The organism is Bradyrhizobium ganzhouense, assembly GCF_049949285.1.
Classification (GTDB): domain Bacteria; phylum Pseudomonadota; class Alphaproteobacteria; order Rhizobiales; family Xanthobacteraceae; genus Bradyrhizobium; species Bradyrhizobium ganzhouense.
The window spans coordinates 3,694,955-3,710,728 of record NZ_CP181318.1 but is presented as its reverse complement, the minus strand read 5'-3'; the positions used below and the strand labels follow the sequence as shown (position 1 = coordinate 3,710,728).

Sequence of the window (15,774 nt, the reverse complement as noted above, 5' to 3'; positions counted from 1 at the left end):
GCGGATAAGCCGGGTAAGAGACCTACTTCTACCCAGGATTCCGACGACGTTGGACGCGCTGCAGCTCGGCTCTGAGCTCCAATAGCTCGAAATAGCGCTTCGCGATGACTTCGGCAGGAATTGGTTTGGCTTTACGGTTTTTTGCGCGCCGACGTTCGAAATCGCCGCCTGAGTCGCCTCTGCTGCCCCGCTTGACTTCTTTCATGGCGAAATACCTTAAATTATATGGCCTTTTAACAAGTAACCCTCATCACCAGCAAACAACATGCCAAGCGTCTTTGCCTCGCTCTGTCCCGCGCCAATTTAGGCGGGTTCGATAACGTCAGCGTGACTTCTTCCCGGTCCACGCGCGCCGGACGGCAGTACCGGGCGCTTCGCTCCGTCCTGATCCAGCCAATAGCGCTGCTCCACGCGACAGAAGAATGAAGGCGAGCACTTCAAGACTCATCACTGATTTGGAGCTCCTCGACCAGCTTGGGGCCGCAACGCGGTAACGTGTGGTCGCGCGCCATGACGTCGACACTTAGCTCGCAAGCTGATCTCCCTGTTCAAGGGCTGCTGCGGACGATCAGCTCTCCCCGCCCGGGGCGCCGATGACCTCGAGATAGTCGACCGCTGGGCCCGGGCAGTCCCCCGCATAGATCCCTACGACGAGGCGCCCGGTTTTCCAGGCAAGTCCGTCCAGATTGGACCTGCTTTCGCTCACCACAGGCGCTGCTGTCGTACCATCATGACCATGCACCACGTGCCGCGTGCCAAACCCTTCTTGGGACCTCGGTGGATAACGTTTCCACAACAGCGTGCGCTCGCTCTGCCGGTCCAAAGGCAACTTGGCATCCAGACCAGCATGGACGAAGACGCGATATCGGTCGCTGCGAATGGGCGCCAAGTTTTCGATCCAGCTAAGGTGCTCCTTGATAATTTGACCGTGCACCGTCGGCTGACTTAGCCCGTACGAGGCGAGCGTCGCATCGCCGCCGTTGACGAGCCAGCGCTCCGGCTCGAGCAGGCCGTTGCAAGCTTCCCACATCATGGCCTCATGATTACCCTTGAGCGCGGTCAGCCGCAGGGTGGGATCGCTCCAATGTATTAGCTGCTCGATGATTTCCCGGCTTGATGGGCCCCGATCGACGTAGTCGCCGAGCGTCACAACCGTTGCAGATGCGCTCCGCGCGTGAGCTCGGATCGCGGTAATCGCCTTTTCAAACAAGTCGAGCCGGCCATGCAAGTCGGGTATAACGTAGGTTAATTCCATCAAGCCCATCACCACCAAGTTCGCCGCCGATCAGCATCGTGCCGAAACTTGGCCGCATCATTGCAGGAGCGACGCTGAGCGCAACAAGTGATATTGGCGAACAACAAGGACGCGTAGACTGATCCCACAACAATAGGGGTGGCTGCAATCACCGTCCGACCGGCCTGATGAGCGATGGCAAATGCCGCTGCTGAAATTAACAAACGCGACAACATCCTTGGATTACAATCGGCAAACATGAAAAACGCGAGCACGAGCGCGCAACGAAGCATGCCGCCGTAATCACATCGACATCTCTTAAAGAAGGCTCGTTTTTCAAACATCGGCCCGTTTGACACTCTGTTATTTGCCGGTGGAGGGAGCTCCCTTTCCCATTGTTTTCGCATGTTCCGGCTCATATCTCACTGCTATATTTGCGGGATCATTGAACTGGAAAAGCTCGTGTGCAGTTACTCTCGCCGGAGAAGCCTCGCGTACAGACCCTTGAGCGCGCTTCTGCTGGTGCTCTTTGTGTTGGTCGGCCCCGCCAAAGCCGAACCGCCCGGTGAGAATCTTCTGGCCTTTGCGGTTCTTATCCGCCAGTCAGCCCCGCAGAATACTATTGCCGGCGCTGGCATTTACCTTGGCCATGGTGTGTTCTTAACCGCGGCCCATGTCGCGGGTCATACCAGGTTGACGCGACCCAAGATCGCAAGCAACGATGAGGAATTCCCGACCCAGACCGTGAAGGAAGGGAGCTTCGAAGACACCGACCTGACGTTGCTGAGCGTCGAGCAGAACCTGTTGCCGATGCGCTTCCGGTTGCGCAGCATGAAGCTATGCACCACCCCGCCCTTTCCGGGCGAGGCGGTGATGACCATTGTGCCCGGCTCTGCCGTCCGGTCGCAGGTATTAGCTCCGGCGCGCCTTCCCGCCGACCTCCGTCGATTTGCGACCGCCATTCGCGACGTCGCCCAGACCGGCAATTCGGGTGCGGGGGTGTTCGACGTGCAGCAGCGCTGCCTGCTCGGAATCATGAGCCGCAAACTCTCGATTTCGCGCCGCGCGCGCGGCGGCGGAAAGCCGCAACTCGACGACATCGGCAAGTATTTTGTGCCCGCTGCAGAGATCGCGGCCTTTCTGCCGGCGGGCCTGCGCTTTTGAAGGGCGCTCACGCCCCGAGCCATCCGTGTGCAAGACCGCTCAAGCGTAGCCGTAATAAGCCTCTGTTGTATCGGTGGTCTTGTTCACCACGACGCGCACGAGGTGCGACCGCTCAAGGTGCTTTTGGCACTCCTTGATGTCGTTGGACGTGGTTGTTCCCACGCCTGCGACAAGAACCACGGCATCCATGCGCGGCAGAATCGAAATCACATCGCTACCGCCGAGCAAGGGTGGCAGATCGAAGATCACCGTGCGCGCGCGGAAGTCGCGTTTGATGGCTTGCAGTAGATTTGCCATCGTTTGCGACGCCATCCACTCCGAAGCGCCGACAACCGACGGTGCTCCAGGCAGGACCATGATCTCGTTGGGACCGATATGCGCGTCCACCACGGCCGTGCTCAGACTGCAGCGATCCTCCAGAACGCTGAGCAGATTGGCGGGCACCTTGAGACCAAGATATTCGGCCACTTTCGCCTTGTGCATGTCCAGATCGACGAGCAGGGCAGCGCGCTCGGGCAGCCGCGCAACGCTCATGGCCAGATTACAAGCCGTGACCGTCTTGCCGCAGTTCGGCGTCGGCGAGGTCACCGCGAGGAACTGCCATCCGCCCTTGTCCAGCTCCATCAGGAGCTGGGTCCGTAGCATGTCATAGTAATGCCCATTGCTATCATTGCTCCCGTACGCCACGAGCCGCATCCGCTCAAGATGCGCCGGATCAAGCCGAATGCCGATCGGCTTGTTCGGCGTGACGCCATGCCCCGGATCCACCGTACGCGACGCCGCCTGCCGTCCAAGCTCGCCGCCGGCCTTGGCGATCTCAATCGCCTGCTTGATGGAATCCATTGTTACTTGCTCTCCCGCACGCTTACTTTAACGAAACAGGCCGACGCGCGCGCGCGCGATCATTAAATCGATTGGAAGCAGCAAGTAGCCGGCAACCACCGCACCGATTGCACAAGCAACCACCAAGACGAGAACCCCAACGATCCGACGTCTGCGGCGCTTAAGCTCGGAGGCGGTTTCAATATAGGGAATTGAAACGATCACACGTGGGTCGAGCAACGCGAAAAGATCGCTGCTGCGCCGAATCGACTTGTCAGCGATCTCAGCAAGGAATGCCAATCCCAGCCCGGCCGCCGCGGCCGCCAGCATGGAAAGCGCCGCCAGTTTCGCGCGATTGGGGCGCACCGGGCGCTGTGGAACCGTCGGCTGTTCGATGACCTCGAGCTTTTCCGATCGCTGATCCTTCTCCAGGCTCTCTCCAAGACGCGCGGCCGCCAGCTTCGAGGTCGCCGTCTCCAAATTCTTCTGCAGCGATTCCTGCTGGGCCGTCAGCGCCTCGAGCGTCGCGGCGACTGTGCCGTCGTTTTTCTCTCTGTCGCTTTTGGTGGCAAGCGCTGCCACCTCGGTCTGCTCCAGCGCCTGAATCTGTTTCGTCAGCGCTTGGATGGTTGGATGCCGCGGTGAATACAGCGCACTCTTCTGCGCCAGCTCGGCCTTTAATTGCCCCAGCGCCGTCGGCCTGTCAGGCGTTCCCGCCGGCAGCTTGCTCTCGCTGACCTTCAGTCGAGCGATCCGTTCGTCGAGAGCTGCGTTCTCCGCCTGAAGTCGTTCAACCTCCTTGGCAAGAAATTTGGTTGTGTCATTTGCGCGGCTTGTCCGGTCTCGCAAATCTTCGTTCAAAATGCGCGTGACAAGCTCGTTCGCGACCTGCGCGGCGGTTTGCGGGTCGCCATATTCAAAACCGACGGAAAACACGATCGTCGGATTCTGGTTCAGAGTGCGCTGACGGAAATCGAGGGTCGGATCGACCGGGGCGATCTTGGTCGCCTTCTTCACCGCCTCGACGAGCTCGGTTGCCGACATCAGATCGCGCTTATCCTGAAACAGCCGAAACTTGTCGGCAATTGCAACAAGATTGTCCCGCGTCATCGTGCGCTGCTGGATGACCTCGATGCGCTCCTGCGCTGCGCTCGTGACCGTGGGTCGAACCAGCTCGGTGGGAATTTGTTGGGATTGCACGAGTATCTTGCCCTCGGCCAGATAGATTGCCGGCCAGAGATAGACGGCCGCGGCTCCGGCAAATGCGATTAATACGAAAGGAAGCAAAAAATACAGCCAGCGGCGCTTGGCGACCTCCCAGTAAAAACCCGGACGCAATAAATGGCTGCGATCCCCTTCCTCGAAACTATCAGCCTCCAAATTCACTCTCTGAAGCATTCTCTGAGCCCATACCGGGGCGCGGCCAAGTCCGATCCGAACGATCGGGTGCAGCGCTTTCGCATCTCTTCGTGTGTGACGTGCACGATAGCATAGAATCGCCCGCCTGCGGTCACGGGTCTACATTATTCGTTTTTAAAGATTAATTGAGAGCCGAGCCTTCACCGGGTTCCCGACAGGTCCATTTACGCTGATCGAAAATCATCCACGCGGCGCCGCCGCCGTTTCGTTATAAAGGGCAGACCTAAGGGAGCCACATGTACGAAGCATTCTACAACCTGCGGGAGAAACCATTCTCGATTTTGCCCGACCCCGACATGATTTATTGGGGACGAATGCACCTGATGGCGTTCACCATGCTCGAATTCGGCGTCCTCAACAATGCGGGATTTACGGCCATCACAGGCGAAATCGGATCGGGAAAGACCACCCTGGTCCGCCATCTTCTGCGTCAACTCAGCCCGACCCTGACGGTCGGACTGATTTCGAACTCGCCGCAAGGTCGCCAGGAACTGCTTGAGTGGATTCTGATGTCCCTCGGCCAGGACTTTGATGGAAGTTATGCTCATCTTTTCAAAAGGTTGCAAGACTATCTGCACGCCCAGTTTGCCGCCGGCCGGCGTACCGTGCTGATCATCGACGAAGCACAAAATTTGGAGCCGGGCGCGCTCGAGCACCTGCGCATGCTCTCCAACATCAATGCCGATAAATTCCAGGTCCTGCAGCTCATCCTGGTGGGGCAACCACAGCTGCGGGACCAGCTGCTCAGGCCCGAGCTGCAGCAGTTCGCGCAACGAATCTCGTCCGATTTTCATATCCGGCCGCTCGATCCGGCGGAAGTCGACCGCTACATCAGCTTTCGCTTGGAGAAGGCCGGCAGCTCGCGCCCGCTGTTCACCTCGGATGCAACCGCCCTGATTGCCACGGCCGGGCGAGGCATTCCGCGCATGATCAACATCCTTTGCGATACAGCACTGGTTTATGGCTTCGCTGGGGGCAGGACCTTAATTGGCGGAGATATAGTCCGGGACGTTATTGCAGATAAGCAACAGCATAGCATTTTCCCGATGCAGAGCGTCTCGCCGGTTCCCTAAACGTTTGAAATAATACCGTCGGGTCGGTAATTAATGTAGGGGACCCGCGGCAACTGCGTCGCGTGGCAGCCCGGCTTTGACCGGGTATTGCAAGGGACAATCCGATGCGGATCCTGATTTTGGTGGCATGCCTCGCGATGTGGGGCCTGTCGGCGGGGCCGACGCAGGCGCAGACGCTCAAGCCCGGCGACACTCTCAGCATCACTGTGCTCCAGGATCCTAAACTGGACCGAACCGTCACGGTCGATCCCGGCGGCGAGATCGCCTTCCCGCTCGCCGGACACGTCCGAGCGCGCGGTCTCACCCCCGAGGCGCTGGAACGGAGCTTGAAGGCCAGACTGAAGTCCAATTTTCAGGGCGACCAGCTAGATGTCACCGTTGGCGTCGTCAGCGCGCCCAAAGATATCCCCGAGGAAGATTTGAAGCCGAAAATCTTCGTCACCGGCGAGGTCCTTAGGCCGGGTCCCTACGTCGTAAGACAGAAGACAACCCTTATGCAGGCTATCAGCCTCGCAGGCGGCATCGGCCCCTACGCTGCCAAGCGTCGCATTCAGGTCAGGCGGCGCGCGCCAAACGGCGACGAAACCATCTTTATGTTCAACTACACCGCGTATGAGGCCGGTGCCGACCTGGAAGGTAATATCGTACTTCACGCCGGAGATGTGATCCTGATTCCCGAACGCGGACTCTTTGAGTAAGCGCAGCCCGATCCGCGGAGGATAGGCAGTGAGGGCACCCCTCTTAGCGGCGTTCACCTGCCTCAATCTGTGGCCAGCAGCTGCGTGGGCGGTTGACTGGTCGTTGCGATCGACCGCAAGCGAAACGGTCGAGGCCAACGACAATCAATTTCTGACCCCCTCTCCGCCGGGTCCAACCGTGTCCTCTTATTCGAGCATCACGGCAAACGCGGAAGCACGAACACCGACGTCGAAATTCGATTTCGACAGCTATGTTAATTACCGCAAGTACTGGGGTCCGGGTACCGAGGGACTACAGCAGACGGAAAACCTGGCCTACGGTTTCACCGGCCATTACGAGACGTTCGGAAAGAACGGCATCGATCGGAATTTCCTCGAGACAAGTTATACCTCCTCGAGTGCCGCTTTCGCACTTCTGAATCAACTCGGCGTGCTTTCGCCGACGAGCGGGACCCTAAACACGGCAACTGCCAGAGGCGGTATTGATCGCGCCCTGAGCGCGCGCGACACTCTCAGCCTCAGCGCTCAGTCCACGTACACTTTCTATGATCCATTTGGAGGCGGCACGCCGTTCACTGACACAATTGGCTCCGCCTTTTGGCAACACCGGGTGAACTCGACTGTAGCAATCCTGGTGTCCTCCCAAGCCGAGTACCTGTCCTATGAGAACGCGCTTGGGACAAGCGTTCTAATCCTGCGCAACCAGGCCGGAGTTGATATCGCCATTACCCCGCTGTTGTCGTTCCGCGGCACGATCGGTCCTGCTTATGTGCAAACGCAAAACGGGGTCAACACGCTGGCCTCAGCCAGCGGCGGCTCCAACGGCGCACTTTCATCCTCTGTCGCGGACTGGATCACCGATCTGCTGCTTACGTACAAGGCGCTCAAATCAACCACGTTTACGCTTGCAGCAACCCAGACCGTTGGGCCTTCGGTGGTCGGGTCCTTGTTCAAGACCACGACGGTGCGCGGGGGAATGACCTACACCATCAACTCCTATTCGTCGATCTCGCTCGCCGCCGACATCAGCCGTGTGATTTCAAGCAATACGACCGATTTCGCGTCGGCCTCGGTAACCTATAGCCATCAGCTCGCGCGCGAATGGAACGCACAGATATCCTACCGCCACTTGCATCGCTTTCCCAGCACGGGCACCACAACGTTTGATCCAATCACCGGTACACCGCTCCTTTCCGGCAGCGCAGCGGCAGACTCAAACAGCTTGCTCGTCGTGGTCAGCAAAAGCATGACGGTGCTACCCCACCTCCAATGATTTGGAGGCGCTCGCAATCATCTTGGTGAAGAACCAGAGCTACTTCGACCCCGCTTCTCCAAGCGCGGATCTTATATTCGACTTCAATGCAGTCCCGTCAGGTTCGAGTTGCAGAGCCCTGTTCAACTCCGCCATCGCTTTTTCGCTATTCCCCTGCGCCTTGTATGTCAGTCCAAGGTGGTAATGCACGGCCGCTAGATCAGGCATCTGTTCTGCGGCTTTCTCCAGGGCCTGTGCCGCAGCTTGGTAACTTCCCCGCTTATACTGAACCCAGCCGTAAGTATCCTGGAACTGCGCAACCTTGAGGTCTTTTAGCTGTTCAACAAGCGCCGCGGCCCTGTCCAGATCGCTCTTCTCCGAACTGCGTTCGGTCAAAAGACTGGCCAAATTGTTAACCGCAACAATTTGAGCCGGCTGATCCTTTAAGATCGTTTCGTACTGCGCAATCGCAGCCTCTCGGTTTCCCTCCTGCAGTTGATAGCCAGCCAGCCCCAACCGGAAATTCACGTTTCCGGGTAGTTGACGCAAACCGGACTCAATCACCCCGATCGCTGAATCGTAATTCTTCTGCTGCGAATAGAGGTCCGACAACGCGGCGTATCCCGCAGGATTCTGCGGTCCATCGGCGATCGCGGATTTAAAATCCTGTACGGCCTGGTCCTGCTTGTTTTGCGCAATCTTCACCCGTCCGGACAGCACCAGGAGCTCGGGATTGCGCGGGAATTTCTTCAGCATGTCCTGAAGCAGCGCGCTCGCTTTGTCGGGTTGCTTCTGTGTCAGATATGCCGAGACCAATGCAACTAACGGCTGCACCGCATCCGGCGCCTCATTGTGAGCCCTTTCGAGCGCGGCAATGCTTGCATCCATCTTGTTTTCGCCCGCGTAGGAAGCGGCGCGAATCTCTTCTGCCAAAGCTCGGTTGGCTGGATTATCGGCAAGCGCATCGGCAACTGCGCGCGCCCCGGCCCAGTTGCGCCGCGATAACCGCATCTGTGCCAGCGATGCCTGGATCTGGGCGTTCCCCCGGTTGTTGTTTGCCGCCTCAGTCAGCACGGATTCGGCCTGGCTGGGATCGCCCTTGCGCTGCAGGAACGCTACGTAGCGGAGCGTCGCGGCCGGATTGAAGCCGGACGACCTGCTCGCGTCGGCGTATTGGCGTTCGGCAAGTTCCATTTTACCACCACGCTCATACGCCGCTCCCAATAGGAGAAGCAGGTCGGATGCCTTAGGCTGATCGTTCAATGCTTCGCGAATGTCAGCGATCGCCTCATCGATCTGGCCCCGATTGAGCCTTATTGATGCGCGCAGCCTCAAAGCGCCCGTGTTTCGCCTGTCTGCGGAGATAATCTGCGCAATGATTGGCTCCGCGGCAGCGATATCGTTTCGCGCAACATAGATCTCGGCAAGGCTTAGCTGCGCGGTCGACTTCCGATCGGCAGCAGAGGACGATGAAACGAGGTCCTTCAGCAGCTTAACAGCCTCATCCGCTTTCCCCCGATTGACGTCCACCTGTGCCAAGGCGAGCTGGTAATCAAACACATCGCCGCCTGCCTTGATCCGATTTTCCAGTTCTTGGCGGGCCGCATCGACGCCCTTTGCGGCGTCCAAGAACCGCACAAGATCGAGCACTGCTTTCACGTCGTTTGGCGTGGCGTCGATCCGCGCACGCAACTCCTTTTCGGCTTCATCGAATTTTCGCTCGGAAGTAAGGAGCTGCACCAGTTGCACTCTGGCGCCTGATTCATTCGGATCGCTGGCAATCGCCGAACGCAACAGTTGTTCAGCGCTCTTCAGATCCGCTTTCTGTACCAAAGCCTGGATCTTGAGCTGCCTGACGCGCTTTTCCTGGCTTGGATCGATCCAAAGCGCATCCAACATCTTGAGCGCACCGTCCGGATCGCGTTCGGTCAGCTTCCGACTCGCGAGAAAAATCAGCGCTTCCGCGTTGTTCGGGTCGATGGACAGAGCTCGATTGGCCTCGCGAACTGCTCCCGAAAAATCGCTACCTCGTGCCAAAACCGCTGCTTTCAACGCGTGCAGCTCAGGATTCGGAATCTCACCCTCGCGCGCGAGCTCGATCACTTTGGAGGCTGCATCGGTGGCGCCGGCAGCGAGCATGATCCGCACGAGCTTAAGACGCGCATCGAGATCGCTGGGATCAAGCTCGACGATCCGCCTAATATCCACGAAGAGGGATTGCGCTTTGGTGCGCTCGTCTATGCCCGCAAGTGCTCTCCAAAACTCGACCTTATCGGATTTGTACTTGACTGCGTTCAAAAGCTCAGTTCGAGCCGCAAGATCATCGCCCTTTGCGATGAGTGCCATTCCGCGTGCGTAATAGTTCTGCGCCTTTTCCTCCGGGGATCCGCATCCAGCGAGACCTATGGCCAGCAGAATGGGTAGGCACCAGCGAGAGGAGCCGATAATTCTCTCGTCTTTGAACATTAGTCTCGACCTTCTTCCGGACCGCGGAACATACATCCAAATCGTCACAAGCTCTCAACAATCAACCGTCAATGGCCTAGCAGAAAATTAAAGCCATTGAGCCGAAAAGCTCTCGCAATCGCCGGAGGCGCGTGTACGAGATCGAGCGATTGCTCGCGGCTTTCAAGCTCTTTCCGTACCAGCAAAAGCAGACCGAAAAATCTGGGGTCAATTTCGCTCGTGCTCGCCAAATCCACGACCAAAGGTTGGTGTCGGTCCAACGCCTGGCGAAATCGGGCGATAGCCTCAGCGATGTGCTCCTTTGTCGCAGCTCCCGACAGCCGGACCAGCGTCCTGTCCGGCTGCTCAATTATTTGCGCCTTCAGATCCTTGTAGTTGCTTCGGAGCCGAAGCAATACTGCGTTCAGCCTGAACGGGACTACGGACGTGGCTATGACACGCAGCAGAGAGAGCCCATCCCGCAGATAACGTCGCCAGAGATACGGCTCTTCCTTTATTCGCCAGAGCCATTCGAACCCCGCGTCACGGATGAATGCTGGCGCACGCCGCACGGTGCCCGCTTGAAAGTTAATGGTTGCACCGAGCTGAGCACGAACAGGTGGCCTTAGTCGATGATGATTCCTCAGAAGCCAAGTCTGCGCTTTATCGGCGTTCAGAAAAACCGCCAGCATATCCGCTCCACTAGAGTTAATGGCAGCTAGAACCGCCGGGTCGGACAGTTGATCGATCGACCCAAAGCCGGGGTTCAGCGAGCCGACGCATCTCAAGCCGGCCGCCTCCGAATTTATTGCTTTTCCGACTTTATGAGCGGTGTCGCCTGGTCCACCAAAGAGAAAGATCGAGCGCGCGCGGCCCCCCGGCCGACCAGCTCTCAATACGTCAAAAATGTCGGCCCCGGAAACTCGACGGACGGCCTCCACCCCTAGAAGGCGAGATATCCAGACGATCGGCATGCCATCTGCCGGACATAAATCACTCAGCAATAGCGAGGCTCGGAAAGCCTCATCTCCCAAGCTCTTGATCAGAAAATGGAGGTTCGGAGTTGAGATCAGGAACGGCCGACGCTCACGGATTACTGCTTCTAAGGCTTCGAGTACATCATCAATTCCGACAGCATCAATCGGTAGACCTGCGATGCCGAAAACCGGCCTGGAAAGAGCGTCGGTTCTTCTGCGACCGCTCTCTAGCGACGGCTGGATCCGCGCAATTTCCGCAATTTCCGCAATCATCTGGCGCATTTGCTCGAAAATTGGCGACGCGCAGTTAGTCGGCGCCGCGATTAATAACTGCAGTAAAAAATATATAAACTTGCTTGCTGGCCAATGCTTTAACACGACGGATCGACGCATTAAAGCCGGAATAACAACGTTCGTTAATTTCAGGATCTGAACGCAAACATAACCAGCTCTCAACGGCTCGTTGTGCAAAACCAACGAACATATTGGGCGGGAATTACAATTCGGCGCGCAATAACGAAATTAGCTGGGATAAATAAACTGAGCGCGCCGAGGCTAATTAATAGTCGGTTCTATAATACCTACATGCGCGATTTGGTTACTGGTTCTGAACCAGCCGAGCACTGGGCCGTCGCCACTTTCGCTGATCAAAACCTGTAGGCTGCACGACTTCGATTGGTTGCTTACCTGACCGACCGGCCAGGCCAAGGTCATCAACTGGAATGAGCGAGATCGACCAGTTGCTTTCCATCTACCTCAGGCCATCAAGGCCGTGGCCTGAAGCCCCGTCGTCAAGATATTGTATTCTTGCTTAGACAAATGCGACCAGCCACTCGCGCAGCCGGCCGGGGGGAGAACCAGCCGTGGCACGAGGACGTCGACCGCGCTCTCGAAGCGACGGGCAACCCAACTCAATGTAGGCGTTAGTTTGACCTGTTCCTGAATGCAGTCACCACGTCGATGGCGAAATTCCTGTCACCACACTTCAAGACCGGCTTCGCAGGTTCCGGCCGCAGGTGAACTTGGATGCGAGCCTCAAAGGCATCGAGTATCGCGACGAAATCTGCAAGAGCTTGCTTTAAGTTATGTCGCTCGCGCTCCCGCGGTTCGACTTCCATATTAGTACCTCCACAACGGATTTGTTGCGTGTCGTTTCGGGATCCGGCTCCACGAACATTTAAGCAGCGGCCGAGATAACGGTTAATTTATTTAATTCTGGTCAAGTAAAGTAAATGTCATGATAAGCAGATCTCCACCTGCATTTCAAGATTTCAGACGATGTCTGGCCTACGTCTTGCGCATGGAGCTGAGCTTCCGCGCGCGGCCAATGCGCTGGCCTACGGCGTCGGCTTCGTCACCGCCAGCGGCTTCTTGCACCTGTTCGGCATCGCGATCGGCACCTTGACGCGCTGGCCAGCCGGCGAGCGCATCGCAAGGCCTCGGAGCCGTCGCATGAAACTGAATCCGTATGGGCCTTGCTGGCGGTAGCGATACTGTTGACTCGCACGAACGCAGCCGAGGCGCATATCGTCGCGGCCCGCCTCGGCGATTTCTACATGGTGGCATCGCCCCCCTCACCAATCTTCAGGATGTCGTTCTCTGGACCGCGACCGGCGTGCTGCCTGCTACGCTCGGAACCTCCAAGGGGCGCTGGCTCATCCTGGTATTTCCGCTCGGACTGCTGGTTGGTTTGCCTCTCGGGACCCTTTTTGGCACGGTTTCCACTCAGCTCGCGGACGCGACAATGATGCTCGCGATAGGCATGCTGCTCGCGGCAGCAGTGCAGGTTCCCACGCTCGCGCTGTGCGCAATTGCTTTCATGGTCGCCGTAACACGGGACGCCGCAAACGGCGCCGAGCTCGGGCCCGAAACCGACCGGCTGCTGTTTGCGGCGGGATTGGCCTGTGTGGGCTACGGAGCCATCACGCTGACAATGGCGCTGACCGTCGCATTCAAGCGAACAAAGTCGAACAGCATGACATCCTGGCGAGCCATCGCCGTTCATGCTCTTGGAGGCTGGATCGCGGCCATCGGCCTGATGATGGCGAGCCTTGTGCTGGCATCATGAGAGGCAGCAAAGGATTCTGCCCAAGGGACGCTGCGGTGCCGTCTGTCCCGCCGCCGTGCACGAGCATACGCAATACCTCGCCATGCGCACCACCTTTGCTTCAGGACGAGAAAGTCTCGAGAACTCCTAACGCCAATTTTCTGATCGATGAAGCCATGGAGCCCTCGCCCAGTGCCCGCGGCACGGCAGCATCGAATGCGCAGCGAGGGGATGACGTTTTTTCACCGCCGGCAAGCCGAACTGCTGCGGCGCCAGCACTGGCCTGTCTTCCCTGCCCTTGAGAGTCTTGATCGAGCACGAACGCCGACTGGTGGCGGACACCTCCCGCTTCAGAGCGCCTACTCACATTAGCTGTCTCATGATTTTTCTTGATCTGCCGGTGCACACGTCGTGCACACGCCGCCTTCTAACTAATTGAAAAACCCACACTCTCGCTCCAATCCATCATGGGGGCAATGGCAAAGCGTCGTTCTAACATATTGTTTTCATTGATTTTTGCGGCTTGCGTCCGTCCACCTGTTCTCTGGGCCGACAAATGATCGGAGCGATAGACCTAAAGCATTTCCTTTTCTTTTCAACTGGTTGAAGCAATTCTGGCGTCGTCATTTAATCGTCTACGGCAATGTTTCCTCGATCCGGTACTGCATTGCTACACTAACCGAGCGCATGCAGCAGCGGGGTGCGAGACGCCCCCCAACTACGGCTCGACCGCGGCGAGCCCGTCAGCGTTGAACAAACAACTGAAAAGCCGATCAAAGTCAGAAGCAAAGTAGCGCTGCGTTTTGCCAGCGCCTAGGTTCGCAATGCTGCGATCGTAGTTTCGGTCGCCATGCCGTATGGAAAGTTGTGCTGTTGTTTGCGTTGAGCGCTGGCTGCGCCTCACGACAAGCCGAGCCCGCGCAAGGGATCTAACCAGAGGCGTGCGGAGGGCAAAGAACTTCCAGCGTCGGCAACTGCCAAACCGGTCCGGTACAAGTCCCAGTCCATCGGTGTCCATCCTGAAAACTGCGAAGTACAAAAGTGTACAACAATGCCATCCGGTCAAGCGCTATTGTTGATCTCAAACCGAGGATGACGGCGCAACGGGCTAGACACGCATCGCACGTTGCGCTCTCGGCACGAATTACCTGCATTCAATGATAAGAGCCGCGTTCGGCGATCAGGGCGGATCATGACCATGAAGCACTTCCCCAAGACGTTCCTTGCTTCCGCGGCGCTATGCGCCGCCACGCTGTTGCCGGCGCATGCCGAGCTCGATGTCGCGCGCCTCCAGGCCGCGATCGAAAAATCGCTCGAGGTCTACTATCCAAAGCTCGATGCGCTGTACAAGGATATCCATGCCCATCCGGAACTCGCCTTTGAGGAGGTGAAGACGGCGGCAAAACTCGCTGCGGAAATGCGCGCGCTCGGCTTCGAGGTCACCGAGAAGGTCGGCAAGACCGGCCTGGTCGCGATCTTCAAAAACGGCGATGGTCCCACCATCCTGGTGCGCACCGAACTCGACGCGCTGCCAATGGAGGAGAAAACCGGTCTTGCCTACGCAAGCCAGGACAAAACCGTCTGGAACGGGCGCGAGACGTTTGTCGCGCATAGCTGCGGCCATGACATCCACATGGCGAGCTGGGTCGGAACGGCGAAGACGCTGACAGATCTCAAGAACCAATGGCAGGGCACGCTGATGTTCATCGCCCAACCGGCAGAAGAAGGCGGGTCAGGCGCCAAGGCCATGCTTGATGATGGCCTGTTTACGCGATTCAAAAAGCCCGACTTTGCCTTTGCCCTGCATGACGGGCCGTTCCCCCACGGCACTGTCGTGTATCGCGCCGGTATCGGCTCGTCGAGTTCGGACGGCCTCTATGTCAAATTCCGCGGCCGTGGCGGACACGGCGCGATACCGCAGGTCACGATCGATCCCGTGATGATCGCGGCGCGCTTCATCGTCGATCTGCAAAGCGTGATCAGCCGCGAAAAGGATCCGACTGAATTCGGCGTGATCAGTATCGGCGCGATCCATAGCGGCACCGCCGGCAACATCATTCCGGACGACGCGACGGTCCTAGGAACCATCCGCGCTTTCAAACCGGCGGTCCGCGCAAAAATGCTGGCGGGGATCGAGCGAACGGCGAAGGCCGCGGCTGCGATGTCCGATGCACCGCCGCCCGACATCAAGATCACCGAGGGCACCAAGGCTGTCATGAACGACCCCGCGGTGGTTACGACCGCCGAGAAGGTCTTGAAGGCGGCATTCGGCGACAAGTTGCGGACGACACCGCCGAACACGACGAGCGAGGATTTTTCAGAGTTCGCCAATGCCGGCGTGCCGTCGATGATGTTCAATATCGGCGTTTACGATGCCGAGCGATGGGTTGCAGCCAACAATAGCGGAACCCCGTTGCCGGCCAATCATTCGCCGCTGTTCGCCCCGGTGCCGAAGCCGACCATCGAAACCGGCATCAAGGCAATGACGCTCGTCGTCCTCAGCACGTTCGACCAGCATGCAAGCGGCAAATGACGGCGTTTCGGTACCTCGATGCGCCGCTTGACCGTCCCATCTGGAGCGCGCTGACTATCCGGAAAAAGGATTTGGCGGAAGGCGGCGCAGAGGCGTTGCGTTATCCGACA

The 15,774-nt window shown here is 58.1% G+C and carries 14 protein-coding genes; 7 read left to right on the top strand and 7 right to left on the bottom strand.

Going from position 1 to position 15,774, the window contains the following annotated elements:
- Positions 1 to 28: 28 nt before the first annotated feature.
- The gene (locus ACLFLU_RS16725; protein ID WP_426413259.1) at positions 29 to 205 is read right to left on the bottom strand and encodes a hypothetical protein; all 177 of its coding nucleotides are present in this window, start codon (positions 203 to 205) and stop codon (positions 29 to 31) included.
- Between the two features lie 363 nt (positions 206 to 568).
- A complete protein-coding gene (locus tag ACLFLU_RS16720; RefSeq protein WP_426414008.1) occupies positions 569 to 1,264 on the bottom strand; it encodes a metallophosphoesterase in 696 nt (231 codons plus the stop codon).
- 474 nt (positions 1,265 to 1,738) lie between these two features.
- Here ACLFLU_RS16720 and ACLFLU_RS16715 point away from each other — a divergent pair, with 474 nt between their 5' ends.
- Positions 1,739 to 2,398: a S1 family peptidase gene (locus ACLFLU_RS16715; protein ID WP_426413258.1), complete on the top strand. Its 660-nt coding sequence runs from the start codon at positions 1,739 to 1,741 to the stop codon at positions 2,396 to 2,398.
- Between the two features lie 39 nt (positions 2,399 to 2,437).
- Here the strand turns inward: ACLFLU_RS16715 and ACLFLU_RS16710 are convergent, their stop codons facing one another.
- Both ACLFLU_RS16710 and ACLFLU_RS16705 read right to left on the bottom strand, forming a co-directional pair.
- Positions 2,438 to 3,241, bottom strand: coding sequence for a CpsD/CapB family tyrosine-protein kinase (locus tag ACLFLU_RS16710; protein WP_426413257.1), 804 nt, complete (start codon positions 3,239 to 3,241; stop codon positions 2,438 to 2,440).
- Between the two features lie 27 nt (positions 3,242 to 3,268).
- The gene (locus tag ACLFLU_RS16705; protein WP_426414007.1) at positions 3,269 to 4,606 is read right to left on the bottom strand and encodes a sugar transporter; all 1,338 of its coding nucleotides are present in this window, start codon (positions 4,604 to 4,606) and stop codon (positions 3,269 to 3,271) included.
- Positions 4,607 to 4,875: 269 nt separating this feature from the next.
- Between ACLFLU_RS16705 and ACLFLU_RS16700 the strand changes: the two genes are divergently transcribed.
- From ACLFLU_RS16700 to ACLFLU_RS16690, 3 genes are all read left to right on the top strand, one after another.
- On the top strand, positions 4,876 to 5,712 hold the full coding sequence (locus tag ACLFLU_RS16700) for an ExeA family protein (protein ID WP_426413256.1): 837 nt from the start codon (positions 4,876 to 4,878) through the stop codon (positions 5,710 to 5,712).
- Between the two features lie 104 nt (positions 5,713 to 5,816).
- The gene (locus ACLFLU_RS16695) at positions 5,817 to 6,410 is read left to right on the top strand and encodes a polysaccharide biosynthesis/export family protein (protein WP_426413255.1); all 594 of its coding nucleotides are present in this window, start codon (positions 5,817 to 5,819) and stop codon (positions 6,408 to 6,410) included.
- Positions 6,411 to 6,438: 28 nt separating this feature from the next.
- Complete coding sequence (locus ACLFLU_RS16690) at positions 6,439 to 7,683, top strand: hypothetical protein (RefSeq protein WP_426413254.1); 1,245 nt, start codon at positions 6,439 to 6,441, stop codon at positions 7,681 to 7,683.
- 39 nt (positions 7,684 to 7,722) lie between these two features.
- Here ACLFLU_RS16690 and ACLFLU_RS16685 read toward each other — a convergent pair whose 3' ends face one another.
- The 3 genes from ACLFLU_RS16685 to ACLFLU_RS16675 form a co-directional block, all read right to left on the bottom strand.
- Entirely contained in the window at positions 7,723 to 10,128 is a 2,406-nt protein-coding gene (locus ACLFLU_RS16685) for a tetratricopeptide repeat protein (RefSeq protein WP_426413253.1), read from the bottom strand.
- A gap of 68 nt (positions 10,129 to 10,196) precedes the next feature.
- Entirely contained in the window at positions 10,197 to 11,366 is a 1,170-nt protein-coding gene (locus ACLFLU_RS16680) for a WecB/TagA/CpsF family glycosyltransferase (RefSeq protein WP_426413252.1), read from the bottom strand.
- A 641-nt stretch (positions 11,367 to 12,007) separates the two neighbouring features.
- Complete coding sequence (locus ACLFLU_RS16675; RefSeq protein ID WP_426413251.1) at positions 12,008 to 12,202, bottom strand: hypothetical protein; 195 nt, start codon at positions 12,200 to 12,202, stop codon at positions 12,008 to 12,010.
- 160 nt (positions 12,203 to 12,362) lie between these two features.
- On the opposite strand from ACLFLU_RS16675, the gene ACLFLU_RS16670 reads away from it, so the two are divergent.
- The 3 genes from ACLFLU_RS16670 to ACLFLU_RS16660 all read left to right on the top strand — a co-directional run bounded on the left by ACLFLU_RS16670 (position 12,363) and on the right by ACLFLU_RS16660 (position 15,664).
- Positions 12,363 to 12,572, top strand: a complete 210-nt coding sequence (locus ACLFLU_RS16670) for a HupE/UreJ family protein (protein WP_426413250.1) — start codon at positions 12,363 to 12,365, stop codon at positions 12,570 to 12,572.
- Positions 12,553 to 13,152 carry a HupE/UreJ family protein gene (locus ACLFLU_RS16665; RefSeq protein ID WP_426413249.1) on the top strand — a complete coding sequence of 200 codons (600 nt, stop codon included), beginning with the start codon at positions 12,553 to 12,555 and terminating at the stop codon, positions 13,150 to 13,152. The genes ACLFLU_RS16670 and ACLFLU_RS16665 overlap by 20 nt, the downstream gene beginning before the upstream one ends.
- A 1,177-nt stretch (positions 13,153 to 14,329) precedes the next feature.
- Entirely contained in the window at positions 14,330 to 15,664 is a 1,335-nt protein-coding gene (locus ACLFLU_RS16660; RefSeq protein ID WP_426413248.1) for an amidohydrolase, read from the top strand.
- Positions 15,665 to 15,774: the final 110 nt, after the last annotated feature.

What these genes read in the sequence shown, in the direction of transcription:
- ACLFLU_RS16725 (WP_426413259.1), bottom strand. Translation starts at nt 205, where the DNA reads ATGAAAGAAGTCAAGCGGGGCAGCAGAGGCGACTCAGGCGGCGATTTC.
- ACLFLU_RS16720 (WP_426414008.1), bottom strand. Translation starts at nt 1,264, where the DNA reads ATGGGCTTGATGGAATTAACCTACGTTATACCCGACTTGCATGGCCGG.
- ACLFLU_RS16710 (WP_426413257.1), bottom strand. Translation starts at nt 3,241, where the DNA reads ATGGATTCCATCAAGCAGGCGATTGAGATCGCCAAGGCCGGCGGCGAG.
- ACLFLU_RS16700 (WP_426413256.1), top strand. Translation starts at nt 4,876, where the DNA reads ATGTACGAAGCATTCTACAACCTGCGGGAGAAACCATTCTCGATTTTG.
- ACLFLU_RS16695 (WP_426413255.1), top strand. Translation starts at nt 5,817, where the DNA reads ATGCGGATCCTGATTTTGGTGGCATGCCTCGCGATGTGGGGCCTGTCG.
- ACLFLU_RS16685 (WP_426413253.1), bottom strand. Translation starts at nt 10,128, where the DNA reads ATGTTCAAAGACGAGAGAATTATCGGCTCCTCTCGCTGGTGCCTACCC.
- ACLFLU_RS16680 (WP_426413252.1), bottom strand. Translation starts at nt 11,366, where the DNA reads ATGCGCCAGATGATTGCGGAAATTGCGGAAATTGCGCGGATCCAGCCG.
- ACLFLU_RS16675 (WP_426413251.1), bottom strand. Translation starts at nt 12,202, where the DNA reads ATGGAAGTCGAACCGCGGGAGCGCGAGCGACATAACTTAAAGCAAGCT.
- ACLFLU_RS16670 (WP_426413250.1), top strand. Translation starts at nt 12,363, where the DNA reads ATGTCTGGCCTACGTCTTGCGCATGGAGCTGAGCTTCCGCGCGCGGCC.
- ACLFLU_RS16665 (WP_426413249.1), top strand. Translation starts at nt 12,553, where the DNA reads ATGGGCCTTGCTGGCGGTAGCGATACTGTTGACTCGCACGAACGCAGC.
- ACLFLU_RS16660 (WP_426413248.1), top strand. Translation starts at nt 14,330, where the DNA reads ATGAAGCACTTCCCCAAGACGTTCCTTGCTTCCGCGGCGCTATGCGCC.